Consider the following 20,438-nt stretch of genomic DNA (forward strand, 5'->3'; position numbering starts at 1 on the left):
TCGTTTTTACCTTGTGTTTAACCCCAGCCCCGCTGCAAACTACAGGAAGACCAATTGGCGGTCATTGGACTTCTAATGGCGGGACAGGCGTGAGCCGGTGTCTCGCGGAAAGGCGGCATTGCCATGGCGAGTGCGTCGTTGGCCGAGAGCATCGGCAAAGTTCTGGATAACGCCCTGGATGCAGGCGAGGGCCTGTTGAGGCTCGCACCGACTTGGGTTCCGCGGAGCTTTCTGCATCCCGGCAAGCGAATTCGCCTTCGCCCCGAGGACTACTATGCCTACGGCGCCGAGCGGGGTGGCATCGACGAACGCTGGTTCGCCAGCACCACCGACGCCGCCAACGAAGGTCGCGTGTGGCACGAGGGGCAGAGCTTTGTCGTGTTCGGCGGCGAGCAGTTCTTGCTGAAGGACGCCGTCGAGGAATACGGATCGCGCATGATTGGTGCCGCGATGTGGGATCGCTATCGCCGGTGGCCGGTGTACTCGAAATTCTTCGACAACATGGGGCCCATTCCGCATCACATGCACCAGGGCTTCGACGACGCCAAGCTCGTCAACCAGGAAGGCAAGCCCGAGAGCTACTACTTCCCGCCGCAGTACAACAACTGCGACAACAACTTCCCCTACACGTTCATGGGCCTTGAGCCCGGCACTACCAAGGATCAGGTTCGCGCCTGCCTCGAGAATTGGGACCGCGGTGAGAATGGCATCCTCGATCTGTCGAAGGCGTATCGACTCAAGCGCGGCAGCGGTTGGTTGATTCCCCCCGGCGTGCTTCATGCCCCCGGTTCGCTCTGTACTTATGAGCCACAGTGGGGCAGCGATGTGTTCGGCATGTACCAGAACATTGTCGAAGGCCGTTACGTGCCATGGTCGCTATTGGTGAAAGACATGCCGGTCGACAAGCACCACGACCTCGACTTCATCGTCGAGCAGCTCGATTGGGATCGGAACGTCGATCCCAACTTCAAAGCCAACAATTATCTGGAACCCATCACCGCCGACTCGGGCGACGGTTGGCGGGACGACTGGATCGTTTACGGCCGAGTCGACGGCGCCCAGCTTTTCAGCGCGAAGCGTTTGACGCTTCAGCCCGGTGCCAAGTGCACGCTCCGCGATCCCGGGGCGAGTGGATGGATCACCGTGCAGGGCGAAGGTCGTCTGGGCAAGCTGAAACTACAAACGCCGACGATGATTCGCTTCGGCGAACTCACGGACGACGAAGTATTCATCACCCACGAAGCGGCCCAGCGAGGCATCGAGGTCGAGAACACCGGCAGCGAACCGCTCGAAAGCCTCCGCTACTTCGGCCCCGACACGTTCACGAGTGTCCCCAACGTCGGCGACGCGGGGTAGTCCCTTTTTCGTAGCTGGACTCGCAAGAGGCCGGGTGCCATCCATTCGCGGCCCGAACTCTTGCGAGTCCGGCTACTACTTTCCTCCATGGCTAAACAACCTCTTCATTTAATCTCATGAGCTACCCACTTCCCAAATTGCACAACGCCATGTGGCCGGGGCTGGTCGGGAAGGGGGATGGTGCGGACCAGGAACCACCGCTGTCGCTCGACCGAATGCTCGACCTCACCACTGCGGCCGAAGTCGATGGTCAGCGGTTTGATGGCGTCGATTTGTTCTTGTTTCTGCCCCATCTCGACGCCGACGCCAGCGACGACGATCTGAACCAACTCGCGGACGACATCGCCGGCCGCGGTTTGGGGATTGGATCGCTCGTTGCGCCGGTTTGGCCGGGCACGGTGGGCGATTCGGCGATGGGCGATGCCGACGCGCGCGAGAAGTTCCTCGACGCCATTCGCTCGGCCTGCCGCATCGCGGGGGTGCTCGACGCCACGGGCGTACGGAATTGCGGCGTGATTCGGATCGACTCGGCCGAGTTTGGCGTCGCCAAGTGGCGAGAAAACCCCAAAGCTAATACAACCCGCATCGCCGACACGTTCCGCGAGGCGGCCCGCATTGCCGCCGGGGCAGGGCAGCGACTGGCCGCCGAGGGCGAGATCTGCTGGGCTGGCATGCATAGCTGGCGGGACATGCTCGACCTGCTCGAAGAGGTCGACATGCCCAATACTCTCGGTTTTCAAGCCGATTTAGCGCACACCTACCTCTACCTGCTCGGTTACAATAGTCCTGAGCACGCACTAATCTCGCCCGGTCACACAACCGACGAGTTCTACGCTGCGTACGGAGAGATGGTTTCGAAACTGCGGCCCTGGACCACCGACCTGCACATCGCTCAGAACGATGGCGAGGTGATGGGTGCTGGCTCGCACGACAAGACTGGCAAACACTGCCCGCCGGACGATCCGAACGGCAAGCTCGACATTGTCCGCTGTGCTTCTTATTGGCTCGAAGGGGCACGCGAGCGCGGCATCGAACACATTTGCTGGGACGGCTGCATGTTCCCCAACCGCGTGCTCGAAGACGGCCAGACTTGGAACGCGGTTCTATCCACGATGATCGAGGTGCGAGACTCTGATGGCTGGAACTAACTCGGGCAAAGAACCACTGCGGATTGGCCTCATCGGGTGTGGCTTCATGGGCCGCGCGCACTCGAACGCCTACAACCGCGTAGCGAACTTCTTCGATTTGCCATTGGTCCCCGAACTCAAGGCCGTGTGTTCACGCAATCCCGCCGACACGCAGAAGTTCGCCGAGACGTGGGGTTACGAAACATTCGAAACCGATTGGCGAGCGCTGGTCGCCCGCACGGACATCGACTTGGTCGATATCTGTGTCCCCAACAACTTGCACTACGAAATCGCTACGGCCGCCGCGGCCGCCGGCAAGATGATCCTCTGCGAGAAGCCTCTGGCGATGAACGTCGAAGAGGGTGAGGCCATGTGCCGCGCTGTCGAAGTGGCCGGCGTGGCCAACATGGTGTGGTACAACTACCGCCGTGTGCCGGCCGTGATGCTCGCTAAGCAACTGATTGACGAAGGCAAGCTTGGCCGTGTGTTCCACTACCGCGCGAACTTCCTGCAAGACTGGACCATCGCCGAGGACCTGCCGCAAGGTGGTCGCGCGCTCTGGCGACTGGACGCCAAAGAAGCCGGCTCGGGCGTCACCGGTGACCTCTTGGCTCACTGCATCGACACCGCGATTTGGCTCAATGGCTCGGTGACCGATGTCACCGCAATGACCGAAACGTTCGTCAAACAGCGCGTCCATCAACAGACGGGCGACGTCACGCCTGTGGGCATCGACGATGCGTGTGCGTTCTTGTGTCACTTCGAGAATGGCTCGCTCGGTGTGTTCGAGTCGACCCGTTACGCCCGCGGACACAAGGCACTTTACACCTTCGAGATTAACGGCCAGCACGCCTCACTCCGCTGGGACCTGCACGACCTGCATCGTCTGGAGTACTTCAGCCACGACGACGAAGGCCGTCTGCGTGGTTGGCGTTCGATCCACGTCACCGATCATGACGGCAGCCAGCCCTACATGGATAAGTGGTGGGTGCCGGGCCTGCAGATTGGTTACGAGCATAGCTTCGTGCATCAGGTCGCCGACTTCATCGAAGGCCTCGCCACGGGCAAACCCGCCGCCCCCACGTTCCGCGACGCCCTCGAAACGCAGAAGGTCTGTGAGTCGGTCCTTCAAAGCGCTGAGTCAAAGAGCTGGGTTCAAGTCGCCAAGTAAACGAGCATCCTCGCAAAGTACCAATCATGATCCACAACCTTCGACGAGTCGCTTCCATCTGTGCATTTCTAACGGCGCTCCCCGCTGCTTGCCTCTTCGCCGCCGAGAAGAACACAGAGAAGACCACCGAAAAGAACGACGACGGTTTCGAAGTCCTCTTCGACGGCCAAACTCTCCAAGGCTGGGACGGTAATCCCAAACTATGGAGCGTGGTCGATGGAGTGATTCACGGCGAGACCTCCGACGACGCGCCGATCGGGACCAACGAGTTTCTTATCTGGGACGGCACGGCATCCGACCTTCATTTGATCGTCGAGTTCCGCGTCGCCGACCATGGCGTTGGCAACTCGGGTGTGCAGTATCGTTCCAAGCGATTCGAAGACGCGGGCAAATGGGTCGCCGGCGGCTACCAGGCCGACATCGAACGGACCAACCAGTACATGGGCATCGGCTACGAGGAGCGTGGCCGCGGCATCCTGGCGATGCGTGGCGAAGAAGTGGTGCTCAGCGAGAAGCCCGATGGATTCAAGAAAGAAGTGGTCGGCTCGGTGGGCGACCCCAAGGAAATCGTCGAGGGCGTGAAGGCGGGTGAGTGGCAGACGCTCGAAATCATCGCCAAAGGCAATCGTCTGGAACACAAAATCAACGGCCGTACAACCGCCATCGTCACCGACAACGACACCCGCCACGCCGCGAAGGACGGCATCATCGCCTTGCAGTTGCATAGCGGTCCCGCGATGGCGATCGACTTTCGCAACATTCGCCTCAAGAAACTTCCCGCCGACAATACCGCCGAGTGATCGACTCGCGTCTTGCGATCCTACCTCTACCTCCCCATATCGTTATGAAAAACCAAGCAAAGACTCCAAGCCGCCGAAGCTTTCTGAAGACCGTCGCCGGTGCGAGCGTGGCCATTGGTGCGCCCATGATCGTCCCCGCCAGCGTGCTGGGCCGCGAAGGTGCTACGCCTCCCAGCGAGCAGATCGTCCTGGGTGGTATCGGCATTGGTAATCGTGGTACCTACGACCTCGGCTGTTTCCTCGATCAGCCCGACGTCCGGTTCGCGGCTGTCTGCGATATCAAGCAGGAACGCCGCGACGCCGTGAAGCAGATGGCCGACCAGAGGTATGGCAACACCAAGTGCGACACCATTCGCGACTTCCGCGAACTGCTCGACCGCCGTGACATTGACGCCGTGCTGATCGCCACGGGTCCGAATTGGCATGCGACTGCCGCGGCCTACGCGGCGAACGCTGGCAAGGACATGTACTGCGAGAAGCCGGTTACCAAAAACATCGACCAGAGTCTCGAGATCGCCGATCTCATGCGCCGCACCGGTCGTGTGTTCCAGGCGGGCACGCAGCGGCGGAACATCCCGCACTTCGCATTCGCTTGCGAACTCGCCCGCACCGGGCGGCTTGGAAAACTTAAGCGTGTCTACGCTCACCCCGCCGGTATGCAGGCGATGATGAGCGGCTGGCTCCCCGCCGCACCCGATCCCAACCCCGATGTGGTCGACTGGAACATGTACCTCGGCCCCGCGGCGTGGCGTCCGTTCAATGCCGCGCTGTTGGATGGGTTCAACTTCGAGAAGGGTGGCGGACTCGTGGGTGGCGGCGTGCTCGAATGGGGTTCGCACTGCGTCGACCTCTGCCAGTGGGCCGTCGGCGATGGTCCGCCCCCGGTGGAATACGACGCCCCGAAGGATGGCCAGATGGTCGCCCGTTACGCCGATGGCGTCGAGCTCATCCTCCGCGAGACGGGCTGGATTCCGTTGGGTTCGTGCCCCGTTCGCTTCGAGGGCGAAACCGGTTGGGTCGAGGCCGGCGACAGCGGCAAGATGGTGTTGAGTTCGCCCGATCTCATCGCCGGACACGAGGTCGCCGAGATCGGTGGCTACCCTGCGACGTTCCACGTTCGCGAGTTCCTCGACTGCGTGAAGTCGCGTGGCAAGACCAAGGGCAACGCCGACGGAGCCTGCAACGCCCACATCGCCTGCCACGCCGCGAACATCGCGCTGGCGCTGAATCGCCAAGTGAAGTACGACACCGTGAAGCACGAGTTCATCGGCGACGCGCAGGCGAACCGCCTCCGCTCCGAATCGCTCCGCGAACCGTGGCGAATCTAACGCCCCGTTGTGTGACTGCCCTGCGTTGTTCCCATTGTTATCGCACCGAAATATGTCCAGCAAAGTAAACACCTCGAGCCGACGTAGCTTCCTCAAGACGGTTGCCGGCGCTAGCGTGGCGGTCGGCGCGCCGATGATCGTTCCCGCCAGTGTGCTGGGCCGAGAAGGAGCCACGCCCCCTAGCGAGCAGATCGTGGTGGGTGGCATCGGCATTGGTCTGCGCGGCACCTACGACCTCAGTTGCTTTCTGACGCAGCCCGATGTCCGATTCGCGGCCATCTGCGACGTGAAGCAGGATCGTCGCGAAGCCGTGAAGAAGATGGCCGACGAGAATTATGGCGACACGAAATGCGACATGATCGCCGATTTTCGCGAGTTGCTGGATCGCCGCGACATCGATGCCGTGCTGATTGCCACCGGCCCGAACTGGCACGCGACGATGTCCGCCTACGCAGCGAATGCCGGCAAGGACATGTATTGCGAGAAACCAGTTACCAAAACGATCGCACAGAGTCTGGAGCTCGCTGAGGTCATGCGCCGTACAGGTCGTGTGTTCCAGGCCGGCACGCAGCGACGTAATGTTCCGCACTTCGCGTTCGCCTGCGAACTGGCTCGTACGGGCCGACTGGGGAAACTCAAGCGAGTCCACGCTCACCCCTTTGGTATGCAGGCGATGATGAGCGGATGGCTTCCCGCCGATGACCAGCCCGACATGCAGACGCTCGACTGGAACATGTATCTAGGTCCCGCGGCGTGGCGTCCGTTTAACAAGGCGTACCTCAAAGGCGACGATTTCGAAAAGGGTGGCGGCCTTGTCGGTGGTGGCGTCCTTGAGTGGGGTTCGCACTGCGTCGACCTCTGCCAGTGGGCCGTCGGCGACTGCCAGCCACCCGTGGTCTACGACGCACCGAAGGATGGCCAATTGGTCGCGCGCTATGACAATGGCGTCGAGTTGGTCCTTCGCGAGACCGGTTGGCTTCCGCTTGGTTCTTGCCCCGTTCGCTTCGAGGGCGAGACCGGCTGGGTCGAGGCCGGCGATAGCGGCAAGATGGTGCTAAGCTCCCCCGAGCTCATCACGGGGCACGAGGTGGAGGAGGTTGCTGGCTACCCCGCAACGTTCCACGTTCGTGAATTTCTCGACTGCGTGAAGACACGCGGCAAGACCAAGAGCAACGCCGACGCCGCCTGCCGCGCTCACATCGCCTGCCACGCTGCGAACATCGCGCTCGCACTCAATCGCCAAGTGAAATACGACAACGTGAACAACGTGTTTATCGACGACGTTCACGCCAACCGGCTCCGCTGCGAAGCGGTTCGCGAACCGTGGCGATTCTGAGTCGCTGCAATCCTGCCTTCCCAAGAGTCGATCCCACCAACTTAACCTACCCGAAACGATATCATGCGAGCTCACACCCCCGCCATCGCCGTGAAGACGCTCACCTATCTCCTAGTATCGTGTGTTGCCTTCACCGCACCCGCGACGGCACGAGCGGACGAAAACGAGGCCGACCTGATCGCTGTACTCGCTTCGGATGCTCCCGAGGGGGATAAAGCCCTCGCCTGTAAGAAGCTCGCGATCTACGGTTCGAACGCCGCGGTGCCCGAACTTGCCAAGCTGCTTCCCAACCCGCGGCTCTCCTCATGGGCTCGAATTCCGCTGGAAGTGATTCCGGGTTCCGAGGCCGACGAGGCGCTTCGCGAAGCGGCGGGCAAGCTCGATGGCCTATTGCGCGTTGGCATGATCAACTCCATCGCCGTGCGGCGTGACGCCGAAGCGGTCGGTTTTCTCGTCGAGCAGCTCCACAACGAAGACCCACAAGTTGCCGAGGCCGCGGCGGTGGCGCTAGGCAAGATCGGTGGGGACATCGGCACCGAATCGCTTCTCGCAGCTTTGAAAGCACCGAACTCCTCCAACATCAACTTCGTCGCCGAAGGTTGCATCCTCCTAGCGGAGCAAGCGCTCGCCAAGGGCGATACCGCTCAGGCGCTGGAGATCTACGAAATGGTCCGTAATGCTCCCGTAGCCGAACCTCGCCAGGTCGCCGCGACTCGCGGTGCCATCATTACGGGCGGGCCGCATGGGGTTCAGTTGCTCGTCGAGCTGCTGGAATCGCCGAGCAACGAGATGCGAAACATCGCCCTCATCACCGCACGCGAACTCCCCGGCAGCGACATCGATCGTGCCCTCGCCGACGCGCTGCCTAAGCTGAAGCCCGAAGTCGCGGCGCTCGTCATTGGTGCAATGGCCGATCGTCCCGACACGGTCCACTTGCCCGCTCTGCTAACCGCATTGGAAGAAGGCGAACCGCAGGTTCAAGCGGCCGCTATTCGCGGGCTAAGCCAAGCGGGCGACGCCAGTTGCCTGGAGCCCTTGCTCGCACTCGCCGCCGACGAACAGAGCGAACTCGCACCACTGGTTCGACAGACGATCGCAGCGCTCCCGGGCGATGAGGTAGAAGTGCAAGTGCTGGCGATGCTCCCTAAAGCCGACGAAGCCTCGCGGCTCATCCTGCTCGACACCATCGCCCGCCGTCGCTTGCCAGCTACCGATACCCTCACGCCCTACCTGACTCACGAGCAGCCCCAGGTCCGCCACGCGGCTCTGCTCGCGCTGGGCGAGACGATCGACCAAGACGAACTCGACCTCCTCATCGCGCCTGTCCTCGAGACGAAGCACGCCGAGGACACCCCCGTGGCTTACCAAGCCCTGCGAGCCGCTAGCGTCCGCATGCCCGACCGCGAAGCGGCCGCCGCCGAGCTCACCGAGGCTATGGCCCAAGCCGAGTCGACCGAGATCAAGATCGCAATGCTCGAGACGCTAGGTGCGATGGGAGGCGAGAACGCACTCCGGGCGCTTCACCAAGCGGCCAAGGAGAACAACATCGCGCTCCAGGAGGTCGCCACCCGCCTGCTTGGCGCATGGATGACTCCCGATGTCGCCCCGGTGCTGCTTGATCTCACACAGGAACTCCCCGCCGGAAAGTACCGCGTTCGCGCCCTTCGGGGTTACCTCCGCGTGGCACGCCAGTTTCGGATTCCCCGTGCTCAGCGTCTGGAAATCTGTGAGAAAGCCCTCGAGCTCGCCGATCGCGACGAGGAACGCTTGCTCGCCCTCGAAACGCTAACTCGCTCTCCCCACCCTCGTTCACTACGCGACGCCGCCGCACAGTTGGACTCCGATAAGCTCGGCGCGAAGGCCAGCGAATCCGTGATCGCCATCGCCGAGCAGATTGCCGCTGAGTATCCGGACGCCGCGGCCGATGCCGCCAGGCAGGTACTCGACGCCGGCGGCAGCGACGAAGTGCTCGCAAAGGCCCGCGCCCTAGCGGGGCAATAACCAATGCGATCCCTTAAGTTCGCCACCATCTCTGCTTGCCTATTCACCGCGACTCTCGCCTCGCGCGCCGAAGAACCAACCTTCCCACGCTTCGAGGTGAAACCCCTGGCGGTCGACGCCAACGAGGGGATCGCGCTCGCCGACTTCAACAACGACGGCAAGCTCGATGTCGCCGCGGGTCGCAACTGGTACGCCGCGCCAGCGTTCGTCGGCCGGCCGCTGCGTGAGATCGACGACTGGAATGGCTACGTCCAAAGCAACGGCGACTTCGCCTACGACGTGGACGGCGACGGCTGGACCGACGTCATCGCCGGTGGGTTCACCACACGCGAAGTCTATTGGTTCCGCAATCCTGGAGCCGCCGGCCTCGCGGCCGGGCTTCTGTGGGAGCGCCGACTGCTATTCGACTCCGAGTGCGAGTCGAACGAAGGTAATTTGATGACCGATATCGATGGCGATGGCGTGCCGGAGTGGATCGGCAACTCGTGGATCACTCCCTCGTCAGTTAGTGTGTGGCGTTTCAAGGCATCCGACGACAACCCCGCCCCCGCCATGACCCGGTTCATCGTAAACCAACAGGGAAATGGTCACGGCATGGGCGTGGGCGACGTGAACGGCGACGGCCTGCTCGATATTGTCTGTAGCACCGGCTGGTACGAGTGTCCCAGCGCCGAGGAGCGTTTCACGAAAGAGTGGACGTTCCACCCCGATTGGCCCGCCACCGACTTCAGCTTGCCGGTGCTCGTCTACGACGTCGACAGCGATGGCCGTGCCGATATCGTCTGGGGCACGGGGCATGGATTTGGGCTGCAGTGGTGGCGACAGCTCTCGCCCACGGCCGAGGGGAAGACGCAGTGGGAACCTCGCACGATCGACGAGACCTTCTCGCAGGCGCACGCGCTAGCGCTTGCCGACCTCAATGGCGATGGCAAGGACGAACTGATCACCGGCAAACGTTATCGGGCGCACAACGATGGCGACCCCGGTGCCGAGATGCCCCCCTGCGTCCATGCCTACTCATGGAATCCAGAGAGCCAGCAGTTCGATAAGCAGGTGCTTCAAAGTGGCGTCGTTGGCATTGGGTTGCAGATCCGCACCGGCGACCTTGACGGCGACGGCCGCACCGACATCGCGGTCGCCGGCAAGAGCGGCACGTTCTTGCTCCTTAATCGCGAGTAATCGGCCCTCTCCGAAGCCCGCTCCCCGCAGGCGCTACAGGCGGTCCAACTGGTACCCCCAGCATCACCGCGAGGATCTCCGGTTCGGATATCCGACATCAAGGTCTCGTTTGGGGTTCCCTTAGCGGGCCTCGGTCTACGCTTTTCTGCCAGCCGCCGCGGGCCCTGTCTCGCGGTACGCCAACACCGACCTTTGCTCTGGTGCCTCGCCGATGATCGCCCGCTATCGAAACCACCTGTGGTGCGCCGCCATCGTCGGGTGGTGCCTTGCCGCGACGGCCGTCTGGTGCTGGGCCACCTCGTACGAGTTCACCACCTACGCCAATTCGGCACCGGTAGCCACGCGATGGCCCGCGGGCACGACCCTCGAACTCGCGGCGGGTCGCCCTTCGCTACTACTGTTCCTGCACCCGCGTTGCCCTTGTTCGCGGGCGACGGTGCACGAACTCACCCGCGTCATTGACCATCTGCCCGACGCCGACCGCCCGCGTTTGACGATTGTCGCCACGCTTCCGCCAGATGCCACGCCCGACTGGCGCGAAACGGACACGGTGCGTAACCTGTTGAAGCTGCCGCACTCGTCCGTGGTGTGGGACACCGATGGCGTTTTGGCTAACAAGTTCGGCGCAACCACCAGCGGAACGGTTCAGCTTTATCAGCCCGATGGCGAGTTGCTCTACGCGGGTGGCATCACGCCCTCGCGCGGCCACCAAGGAGACAACGCCGGCAGCGACACCCTCACCCAATTGCTTACACGCGAGACATCCATCGCCACCGCTTCGCTTCCCGCGTTCGGCTGCCGGCTGTGCTTGGGCGATTCTGCAAACGCAGCGACCGCCGTGTGCGACGAGACGACCGGGGCATGTGCGATCGACTCGACGGGGGGGACTCCATGACCTGGCCACTACTACTTCGTTCGCCCGCGAACCAAGACCCGTCGCCGGCGGTCCAGCAGCGACTCACCGACCACTACCAGCGGATCTATCGCCGCACGGACCGCATGTTCGCGGTCCTAATGGCGCTGCAATGGATCGGTGGCATCGTCATTGCCTACTACGTTTCGCCCCACACCTGGATCGGCGCGACCAGCCAGGTGCATCCCCACCTGTGGATGGCAATCGTCGGCGGCGGTGTGCTCGCCGCGCTGCCCATCGCGATGGCCATTTTCCATTCGGGGCAACTCCCCACCCGCGTCGTGATCGCGTGCAGTCAAGTGCTGTTCTCCTCGCTGCTCATACACCTCGCCGGCGGACGGATCGAAACGCACTTCCACGTATTCGGCTCGCTCGCGTTCCTCGCCGCGTACCGCGATCCACTCGTACTGCTCCCCGCCACGCTGATCGTCGCGGCCGACCACTTGATCCGCGGCGTGTTTTGGCCCGAGTCGGTGTTCGGCGTCACCACGGCCACCGAATGGCGATGGCTCGAGCACGCAGGCTGGGTCATTTTCGAAGACATCGTCCTGTTGATCATCATCCTCGAAAGCCGCCGCGAGATGCTCGAACTCGCTCGGCACACCGTGCAGCTCGAAGAGCGCGAGGACGAACTGGAACTCGCCATCGACGCCGCCGAGCAAGCGAATCGCACGAAGAGCAAGTTTCTCGCGAACATGAGCCACGAGATCCGCACGCCGCTTAACGGCATTCTCGGCTTCACCGATGTGCTGCTTCGCGATCGCGACAGCATCTCACCGCAGGAGGTCGACGAGAACCTGAACATCATTCGCCGCAGCGGGCATCACTTGCTCTCGCTGATCAACGACGTGCTCGATCTGTCCAAGATCGAGGCGGACAAACTGCAAGTCGAGTCGATTGCCTGCTCGCCCCATCAAATCATCTCCGATGCCGTGTCGGTGCTCCGCGTGGGAGCGACCGAGAAGGGCGTCGGTCTCCACTATCGCTGGGACGGTCACATCCCCGAGACCATCCACACCGACCCTTACCGGTTGAAGCAATTGCTACTCAACCTGATTGGCAACGCCATCAAGTTCACCCAGCAGGGCTCCATCGTGGTCGTTGCCCGCGTCGAACGGAAGCACGCTCAACCACTGCTCGCCGTCGAGGTTCGCGACACTGGCATTGGCATTCCCGCCGCGAAGCTCGAAGAAATCTTCCGCCCCTTCGTTCAGGCCGACGACTCGGTCACGCGAAAGTTCGGCGGCACCGGTCTCGGGCTCGCCATTGGCCGCCAGATTGCCGAGGCCCTTGGGGGAAGCCTTACCGTCACGAGCACGGTTGGCAAAGGCAGCACGTTCGTCGCCCGCATTGCGACGGGCAGCCTCGATGGCGTGGCCACCTACGACCAACCACCACAACTCGTGGGGGGCGACGTTCGCGAGTCGAACCCCACCGCGTGCGACCTCACCGGCATGAACGTCCTGGTGGTCGACGATGGCGATACCAACCGCAAACTGATTCGCCTGCTACTCGAACGCGCGGGGGCCAAGGTCCGACTTGCCGAGAATGGCCAAGTGGCGGTCGACCTCGCCACGCAGGCTTCGTTCGACGTGGTGCTGATGGACATGCAGATGCCGGTGCTCGATGGCTACTCGGCCACCGCACGCATTCGCGAGCGTGGCTTCACCGGTCCCGTCGTCGCCCTCACCGCCCACGCCATGAAGGGCGACCGCGAGAAGTGCGAACTGGCCGGCTGCACCGACTACTTGTCGAAGCCCGTCGAAGCGGGCGAGCTGTACGCACTGCTTAGCAAGTACATCGCCACCCAGGCGGGTACCACGACCAACCTGCCGACCGAGATTCGATCGATGCTGCCGACGGACGATACCGAGATCCGTGAGATCGTCGAAGAGTTCCTCGATACGCTCGAAGTGAAAACCATCGAGATGCAACAGGCGTGGGACGCAGGCGATCTCGATGCGCTTGCCGACCTCGCGCACTGGCTGCGCGGGGCAGGGGGGACCGTCGGATTCGCCTGCTTCTCGAACCCGGCAAGCGAACTGGAAGACTGCGCGAAGCAGGGCCACCGAGCCAACGCCTCCGCACCCCTGCAAACCATCTGCGAGCTCCGCGAGCGGGTCGTCCTGTAACACGCACCACGCGAGTCGACCACCATCCAACTTGTGTCCATCGTCGAAACGAACATGTCCACCGCAACCGCCACCAGCACGACTGCCGCCTACCTCCAATCGATTGGTAACTGCGCCATGCCCTACGCCCGGATCGTGGTGATCGACGACGAGCCGGTGAACATCAAAGTCGTTCAGCGACTGCTCCAGATCGAGGGCTACGAGAACTTTGTCTCGACCTCCGACGCGCGCGAGGCATTGGCCCTTGTCCGCGGCGAGTCGCCCGACTTGGTGCTGCTGGACTTGATGATGCCTCACATCAGCGGCCTCGAAATCCTCGCTGCACTTCGCGCTGACATCAACACTTTGCACACGCCGGTGATCGTGCTCACGGCGTCCACCGACCGCGAAACGCGCATCGAGGCCCTCAGCACCGGTGCCAATGACTTCTTGAACAAGCCGATCGACCCCAGCGAACTCGTCCCTCGCGTGGCGAATTTGCTCGCCCTCAAACGCCAGCAAGATATCCTGGAGGACTACTCGCGCCAATTGGAAGTCGCCGTTCGCGAGCGGACGGCCGAGCTCGAAGCCTCGCGGCGTGACATCCTCCACTGCCTGGCCCGCGCCGCAGAGTTTCGCGACGACGATACCGGCCACCACGTGCTCCGCGTCGGGCGTTACGCGCGTTTGCTCGCCGACGCGCTCGGTTATGACGAGGAGTACCTCGATTTGATCGAACAGGCCGCCCAGCTACACGACGTGGGCAAGATTGGCATCGGCGACGACATTCTCAAGAAGCCCGGTCGACTCACCGAGGACGAGTTCGAGTGCATGCGACGCCACAGCAGTCTCGGCAAACGCGTGCTCCAACGGATGTCGCCGCAAGAAGAAATCGCCCTGCGTCACCACGCCGACATTGGTGCCAAGGTGCTGGGAGTGAGCAATTCGCCGGTACTCGACATGGCCACCCGCATCGCGCTGACGCACCACGAGTGGTGGAATGGCCGCGGCTATCCACTAGGGCTCGAAGGCGAGGACATCCCGATCGAGGGCCGCATTACGGCGGTCGCCGACGTGTTCGACGCCCTCAGCACCCGCCGCTGTTACAAGGAAGCGTTCCCGATCAGCAAGTGCTTCGAGATCATGGAAGCGGAGCGCGGGACCCATTTCGATCCCGCGCTCCTCGATGCCTTCTTCACCAAACGGGCTGAGATCCTCGAAGTGCAGATGCGCTACGCCGACGAAGTCTAAAGCCCAAACTTTCAAACGGCACTCGGGCTTACCAAGTGAACTCGCCACCCACCAAGGCACCGTGATAGAACACGTCGCCCGAGGTAGTGATTGCGTCGATATCCGAAGTCTGCAGCTGTACGTTCGCCTGGTCGCTAGCTAGCGCGACCTCGTTCACCCACAGCACTTGATAACCGCCACGAATGGCAAAGTGCCGAGTGACTTGGTAGGCAGCGTTGATGCCCATTTCGCCAACGAACGCGACCGACGTATCCGAAGCACTTCCTTCGACGATGGGGGTTCCCAGCACGTCGTAGTTGAAGTTGTTGTCAGCGCTGTTGCCGAAAATGCCAGCCTTGAAGATGCCATTGATCGACAACGGGCCGCCAACTCGCCATAGCTTCAGGTCCGCACCCATCTGCGCGCCGTACAGGTCGTTGTCCGTGTCCCAGTTCACGCCCGAAAGGTTCGGCACCAGGAAGTCGACGTCGTAGCTCAGCGATTCGTCGAGGCGCAAGTAGCGGAAACCGGCAAGCACCGTCAGGCGATCCGAGTGCTGATGACGCCAGTTGATTTCGACGTTGTCGAGCTTCGAGTCGTATTGGCTGATCACGTCGATGGCCAGCGGAATATCAATCGGACCAATTTCGATGTCCCCCGTCGCCCCGTAGTCGACTCGCGAGGACCAGTCGAGGGCACCGAAGTACCGCACTTCGATGCTGTTGCAGCTATTGCCCATCCGACGCTCGACCGAGATGTCCGGGCCACCCGCCACACCAAAGTCGAAGTCTTCGCCCCCCGACACTTGAATGAGTCCACCCAGTGGCCGGGCGAGTACCAGCGCGTCGGGTTGATCGCGTTGGAGCAAGATGGCTCCTGCACGAACCGTCCACTGCGGCTGGCAGCTCACGTTGCACAGGTCGCAACCTTGAGAGTACGAGGTCGCCGTTACCTCTTCGTCAAACAAACCGCCAAACCCGGACACGGCGTCGCCAGTGCTAGCTTCGCGTGCAGGTCCCTCGGTGGACAGTGGCTCGCCCGCCGCACCCACGCTGGCAACCGAACACAAACCTATGACGCCCACATAATGCCAGAACTTACGCATCACTACCGCCTCCCTGCCACAAGAGCTCGCAAGACGCCTTTGGTATCCATGCCCGCGGCAAGAACCTTACGATCGGAATACAATCTCGACATCCGGGGGGGTGCACCCGCGGCAATTCATGCGCTTGCGTCGCGACCCCTGCGACGATGAAGTGAGGAAGATTGCAATCTCCTTACCGCACCCGCAAATCTTAACACCGGCAAAGTCTAACAATTGACAAGCGTGGCAAGCATCCTCCTGGCGTTAAATCAGAGAAACTCACGGGTGCCTGAGGACGAGCCCGGCGAGCCCCCAGTGAGTCCGAATGGCAAAACGGTTCTATTCATCTCACGCAAAGACGCCAAGTCGCAAAGGACTTTTTCGGGAACACTAATCGACGCTAATACTCGCTAATAGAAATCAGCGAACATCAGCGTCGATCAGTGGTTCCTAAGCCTTCACTTTGCGTCTTTGTGCCTTTTCGAGAGACATTCTTCCGAGTGGGGCATTCACTCGAAAGTCTCCGGTCGCTTACGCTCACCGGCTCGCCTTCTTTATCGGCATTTAAAGCGGCCCACAACTATTCCCCACAAAATGTCCACGCGTACACATTAGCTCTTGACGGCGAAGTGTACAGACGCTACAATGCACCCCGTTCGTCGTACGCGCTGGGCGTGCGGTGAGTGACAGTTGTGCTTCGAAACAGCGGACCACCTTAGTCGAGGGGACCCAACCGGACGCGATACGTATCGCGGGCGGGGTGGTTTGGCCGATCAGCACCTTGGACCTTACCAGTTCATGTAAGGCTGTCTCGAACTGCGCGCCCGTAGGGCGAGGTGAAATAGACGGTGCCTGCCGGCAAACACGAACACCGGTTACCCCATCCAAGTTTCACCCCGCCCAACCGCCCGACGGGATCCCGTCACTTTTTTAAAGAGCTGTAAGCCGTTGGCCGTAGGTCGTATCAAGCCTGCGCCGATACGGCGCTTCACGCTGAATCCAATCGCGAATACTCAACCACTCGCACCTCTAATCCCGTAGCCACGAAGTGGCGCGCTTCGACAGCCCAGGACGAAGTCCTGGGAACTCGTAACCAATAACGACCTTAGTCCCGAAGGGACGCGCTACTATAGCGCCTCGCGAAGCGCCGCACGCGGCGCGGAGCTTGATACGGCCTACGCGCCTTCCCCTTAAGTAAAGTCGCACCTGCGGGTTGCCCCTGCGACATTATTAAATTCCACCCCAGGAGCAAACGATGACTTCAACCGAGAAAACACGGCACTTTTAGATGCCCGCCCCGATGCGGCCAAAGAGTAAAGTCGCACCCAGTGAAAAAGTCACAAACGTGGGACTTTACTCGCGCCTTAGGGAGTGAACCAACCTGCTTTGTCGTCGAGCGGACGGACCCAGACATTGCGGAAGCGGACTTTGGAATCGTGATCCTGCAGGTACAACGGGCCGGCTTCGGATTTGCGAATGTGCTCGTTCACCTTTTTCGTATAAGGAGAAACTCGAAACGTCATTGGCGCGTACTGCGACAGCGGTTCGTCGAACTCGGTCTCGTGCTGCACCAGCACGCCGTTAAGCAGCGCCGTAACCTTCCCCGGCTTCACCACCTTGCCCTCCTCGTCGCGCCGCGGCGCGGTGAACAGCAGGTCGTACGTCTGCCACTCGCCGGCCGGTCGACCCGCATTCACCAGCGGAGGATTGATGCGGTAGATGGCTCCCATGATGAGATCGTCTTCTTCGACTTTCTCCTTGGCACCATATATCTGCAACTCGCAAATGCCATGCAAGTAGAGGCCGCTGTTGCCGTGGGCCTTATCCACTTTTGGTTGGAGGAACTCTAAATGAATCTGAGCATCCCGAAAATGATAGGTCGACCACACGCCGCGGTTCGCATTCTGCGTCCCGGGGACCACGAGCGCGGCGTCTTCGATCTTCCAATCGCACGGCGAGCCATCGGTTTTCACCAATTGTTCGGTGGTCGTGCCATCGAAAATCATTACGGCATCGGAGGGGGGAGCGTCGGCTGGCGTGGCGACTTCGGGGACATCGGCAAAGGTGATCGTCGGCAGCAGCGTGCCAAGGAGCATGAGCATGGATTGCGCGAGGCAACTTGCGGAGCGCGATCGGAGACGGGGAGCGTGCATGATCGAAACGTGGGCGGTGGGCTATGGGGGCGAGAAGCGACGGCGGAAAGCACTCCGGCTACTCGTCGAGTTGAACTAATAGCGTACCCAGCATCTCCGCGTGGCTCAATCGTTTACCAGCAGGTTGGGGCGATTCCATTCGATTTGGGCAACAAGCACGTTCTTCTCGCCCGGAGTGGTGACTCGCTTTGCCACCACAATCCAACTGATGTTCGGCGTGATGTTGCAAACACCGAAGTTGCCCAGGGCTTCGGATCCTTCCTTGGGTACGACGATTCGCTCGGTGTCGCGCAGTACGCGCCTTGTTTGCGGATCGATCTGGGCCATCACAAGCGGCGCGCGGTGCCGCATGACATCGTCGTTATCGAGGCCCCGTCGCGTGTAGACCAGAAACAGCCCGTCGGAATGCGTGAGGAAATGCTGCTGGGTGTTGTAGCTACCCAGTTCCTCGCCATCATCGAATCGCCAGGGCTCGGCTTCGCTAAAACGCAAGCCATCCGAGCTCGTGCTGACGTACGCCCCTTGGTCGTTCCGCATGGTCATGAAGTACTGTCCCTCGAACTTGGCAAGCGATGGTTCGCTCATTCCACGGCCAAAGTCGAGCTTGTGCTCGCTGCCATGCTCGACGTAAGAGAGCTTCTCGCCATCGAACTTGCAGCGAGCAATTGTCGCGTAGTGGATGCTGTTATTGTGCTCGCCAAAATAGATAGGAAGGAGCACGTCACCATTCGGTTCTACCAGAGCTTGGCAGCATCCCGTACGCTTATATGGCCAAGGGAAAGACGCAGGAAACTCGAGGGTGGTCCACTGGCTCCACGCGTGGGTCTTCGGATCGTACGCGGCGTAGAACACATCGCTGGTACCGCCGGGCACGTCTTTGTTGGTCTTCGTGTCCACCTGAAAAGTGGCACCCGTCAGGATCACTTTGCCGGTCTGCGGATGGTACATGGGCGTGGCATCGACTGGCACTTCGTAAATCGATCGCCCATTTTCCTCACGCGGTCGCGTGCGGATATCGAGCTCCTTGTGCGCCGTAGGGAATTGCCAATTTCGACCGAAGTCGTTGGTGAGCGACGAGACGATTCCTTTGTAATTGTGAGTTCCCTCGAAGCCGTGAGGCTGCATGGTCAGCAGGATCGAGGGCTGTCGACCCGAGTCGGATCGCTGGTTGGGGATCGCCGTCGCGCGGGCCTGGAACCAAAAGGCATCCTCTGGGCAGGCAAAGTGCCGAGTGACCTTCGTTGTGTAATCGAGTGCCCCCGGAGTGTCGGCATGCAACGTTCGGAGGGGGGCCGCCGTGAGTAGAAGTGCCGCGACCGCGAGTATTCCCGGGCGGGCGCGAGGCAGGAGCAAGGGGGCGTTACTATTCGCAACCTTCATGACGCAGTCCCCATGGTGGTGGCATTGGCGAGTCAGGAAAAAGTGTACCGGTGCGGAATAATATTCCCGCACGCGGCTCGACTTCCGAAATCCTAAGAATTATAATAACCCGTGTCCACAGAATATTGCTAGTTAGATAGGAATTTTAAGAGGCCCGGAAAATACGGGCTCTCCTTCGAACTTAATAGCCTCCAAGACTCCCATAGAGAGGGCCTGGAAGTTCAGGCCGGCAAAGAGAGGATGACCTTTGAACCCTGACAACGAGCGACTTACCGGCCTCTTGGCCGCCACCTTCACGCCAATGCGGGGCGACGGATCGATCAACGTGGATCAGATTCCCCCCATGGTCGAGCACCTCAAGCGAACTGGCGTTTCGGGGCTGTATGTCTGCGGCAGCACTGGCGAAGGCATGTCGCTGACCACCGCCGAGCGAATGGAACTCACGGAGGTCTTCGTCCAAGCCACTGCTGGCGAATTGAAGGTGGTGGCGCAGGTCGGGCACAACTCGGTGGAAGAAGCTCGTCGACTTGCTCAGCACGCTTGGAAAGCGGGCGTGGACGTGATCTCGGCTACCGCCCCCAGCTACTACAAGATCAATCGAGTTGAAGTCCTTGTCGACACGATAGCGCACATCGCGAGCGGTGCCCCCGAGGCTCCATTTTACTACTACCACATTCCGTCGCTCACAGGCTCCAGTATCAACATCACCCGGTTCATGGAGCTCGCAGGCCGCAAGATTCCGAACCTAGTGGGTCTGAAGTATACGGCACCGCTGATTCACGAGTTTCAAGCGTGCAAGAGTATGGGCGAAAGTCGATTCGACGTGCTTTGGGGCACGGACGAGATGCTGCTGAGTGCGCTAGTCGTGGGGTCTACCGGTGCGATTGGCAGTACCTACAACGTCAAGGCGATGTGGGACCAGCGTATTATTGCGGCCTACGAAGCTGGCGAGATGGAAGCGGCGGCGGAGATGCAATTGCGTGCCGTGGAGTTCATCGACATTTTGCTCGCCTATCCGTTCCATGCCGCAGTGAAGTCACTGCTTACACGGATGGGGATCGAGTGCGGACCATGCCGATTGCCGATTGAGAACCTGTCGACGGCGGAAGAGTCGCAGCTCCACAGGCGGCTCGAAGAGTCGGTGGTGGGCGAGTGGTTGTTGAAGCAAGCGAGCCGCACGCATGAAACGGGTACTAGCATGCGGCGGGCTCCTTTCAGTCGTCCCAAGCTCGATCCATCGGCTCGGACTAGCTCGCTCTAGATCGGTGG

At 61.2% G+C, this 20,438-nt stretch carries 15 protein-coding genes; 12 read left to right on the forward strand and 3 right to left on the reverse strand.

Translation table 11 applies throughout. The features are described 5' to 3' along the window. Positions 1 to 123: 123 nt before the first annotated feature. The 11 genes from SH292x_RS04650 (at position 124) to SH292x_RS04700 (ending at position 14,573) form a co-directional block, all read left to right on the forward strand. Positions 124 to 1,356: a hypothetical protein gene (locus SH292x_RS04650; RefSeq protein WP_442484417.1), complete on the forward strand. Its 1,233-nt coding sequence runs from the start codon at positions 124 to 126 to the stop codon at positions 1,354 to 1,356. Between the two features lie 116 nt (positions 1,357 to 1,472). Beyond that, a complete protein-coding gene (locus SH292x_RS04655; protein ID WP_442484418.1) occupies positions 1,473 to 2,504 on the forward strand; it encodes a sugar phosphate isomerase/epimerase family protein in 1,032 nt (343 codons plus the stop codon). Next, positions 2,491 to 3,654 (forward strand): Gfo/Idh/MocA family protein, encoded by a 1,164-nt coding sequence (locus tag SH292x_RS04660; RefSeq protein WP_442484419.1) that lies wholly within the window; start codon positions 2,491 to 2,493, stop codon positions 3,652 to 3,654. Before SH292x_RS04655 ends, SH292x_RS04660 begins: the two co-directional genes overlap by 14 nt. Positions 3,655 to 3,680: 26 nt before the next feature. After that, entirely contained in the window at positions 3,681 to 4,454 is a 774-nt protein-coding gene (locus SH292x_RS04665; protein ID WP_442484420.1) for a 3-keto-disaccharide hydrolase, read from the forward strand. Positions 4,455 to 4,498: 44 nt separating this feature from the next. After that, a complete protein-coding gene (locus SH292x_RS04670; protein WP_442484421.1) occupies positions 4,499 to 5,782 on the forward strand; it encodes a Gfo/Idh/MocA family protein in 1,284 nt (427 codons plus the stop codon). 52 nt (positions 5,783 to 5,834) lie between these two features. After that, positions 5,835 to 7,118, forward strand: a complete 1,284-nt coding sequence (locus SH292x_RS04675; RefSeq protein ID WP_442484422.1) for a Gfo/Idh/MocA family protein — start codon at positions 5,835 to 5,837, stop codon at positions 7,116 to 7,118. Positions 7,119 to 7,181: 63 nt separating this feature from the next. Further along, a complete protein-coding gene (locus tag SH292x_RS04680) occupies positions 7,182 to 9,119 on the forward strand; it encodes a HEAT repeat domain-containing protein (protein ID WP_442484423.1) in 1,938 nt (645 codons plus the stop codon). Positions 9,120 to 9,122: 3 nt separating this feature from the next. Further along, positions 9,123 to 10,298, forward strand: coding sequence for an FG-GAP repeat domain-containing protein (locus SH292x_RS04685; RefSeq protein WP_442484424.1), 1,176 nt, complete (start codon positions 9,123 to 9,125; stop codon positions 10,296 to 10,298). Positions 10,299 to 10,509: 211 nt separating this feature from the next. Continuing rightward, complete coding sequence (locus SH292x_RS04690) at positions 10,510 to 11,193, forward strand: hypothetical protein (RefSeq protein ID WP_442484425.1); 684 nt, start codon at positions 10,510 to 10,512, stop codon at positions 11,191 to 11,193. Beyond that, positions 11,190 to 13,343 (forward strand): response regulator, encoded by a 2,154-nt coding sequence (locus SH292x_RS04695; RefSeq protein ID WP_442484426.1) that lies wholly within the window; start codon positions 11,190 to 11,192, stop codon positions 13,341 to 13,343. Before SH292x_RS04690 ends, SH292x_RS04695 begins: the two co-directional genes overlap by 4 nt. A gap of 54 nt (positions 13,344 to 13,397) precedes the next feature. Next, on the forward strand, positions 13,398 to 14,573 hold the full coding sequence (locus SH292x_RS04700; protein ID WP_442484427.1) for an HD domain-containing phosphohydrolase: 1,176 nt from the start codon (positions 13,398 to 13,400) through the stop codon (positions 14,571 to 14,573). 28 nt (positions 14,574 to 14,601) lie between these two features. Here the strand turns inward: SH292x_RS04700 and SH292x_RS04705 are convergent, their stop codons facing one another. The 3 genes from SH292x_RS04705 to SH292x_RS04715 all read right to left on the reverse strand — a co-directional run bounded on the left by SH292x_RS04705 (position 14,602) and on the right by SH292x_RS04715 (position 19,067). Continuing rightward, entirely contained in the window at positions 14,602 to 15,657 is a 1,056-nt protein-coding gene (locus SH292x_RS04705; RefSeq protein ID WP_442484428.1) for a BBP7 family outer membrane beta-barrel protein, read from the reverse strand. A 1,343-nt stretch (positions 15,658 to 17,000) separates the two neighbouring features. After that, on the reverse strand, positions 17,001 to 17,738 hold the full coding sequence (locus tag SH292x_RS04710) for a 3-keto-disaccharide hydrolase (RefSeq protein WP_442484429.1): 738 nt from the start codon (positions 17,736 to 17,738) through the stop codon (positions 17,001 to 17,003). A gap of 156 nt (positions 17,739 to 17,894) precedes the next feature. After that, complete coding sequence (locus tag SH292x_RS04715) at positions 17,895 to 19,067, reverse strand: sialidase family protein (RefSeq protein WP_442484430.1); 1,173 nt, start codon at positions 19,065 to 19,067, stop codon at positions 17,895 to 17,897. Between the two features lie 349 nt (positions 19,068 to 19,416). Between SH292x_RS04715 and SH292x_RS04720 the strand changes: the two genes are divergently transcribed. Next, positions 19,417 to 20,430, forward strand: a complete 1,014-nt coding sequence (locus SH292x_RS04720) for a dihydrodipicolinate synthase family protein (protein ID WP_442484431.1) — start codon at positions 19,417 to 19,419, stop codon at positions 20,428 to 20,430. Positions 20,431 to 20,438: the final 8 nt, after the last annotated feature.

The sequence above is a fragment of the Aeoliella fuhlenseeensis genome (genome assembly GCF_052161615.1).
GTDB lineage: Bacteria > Planctomycetota > Planctomycetia > Pirellulales > Lacipirellulaceae > Aeoliella.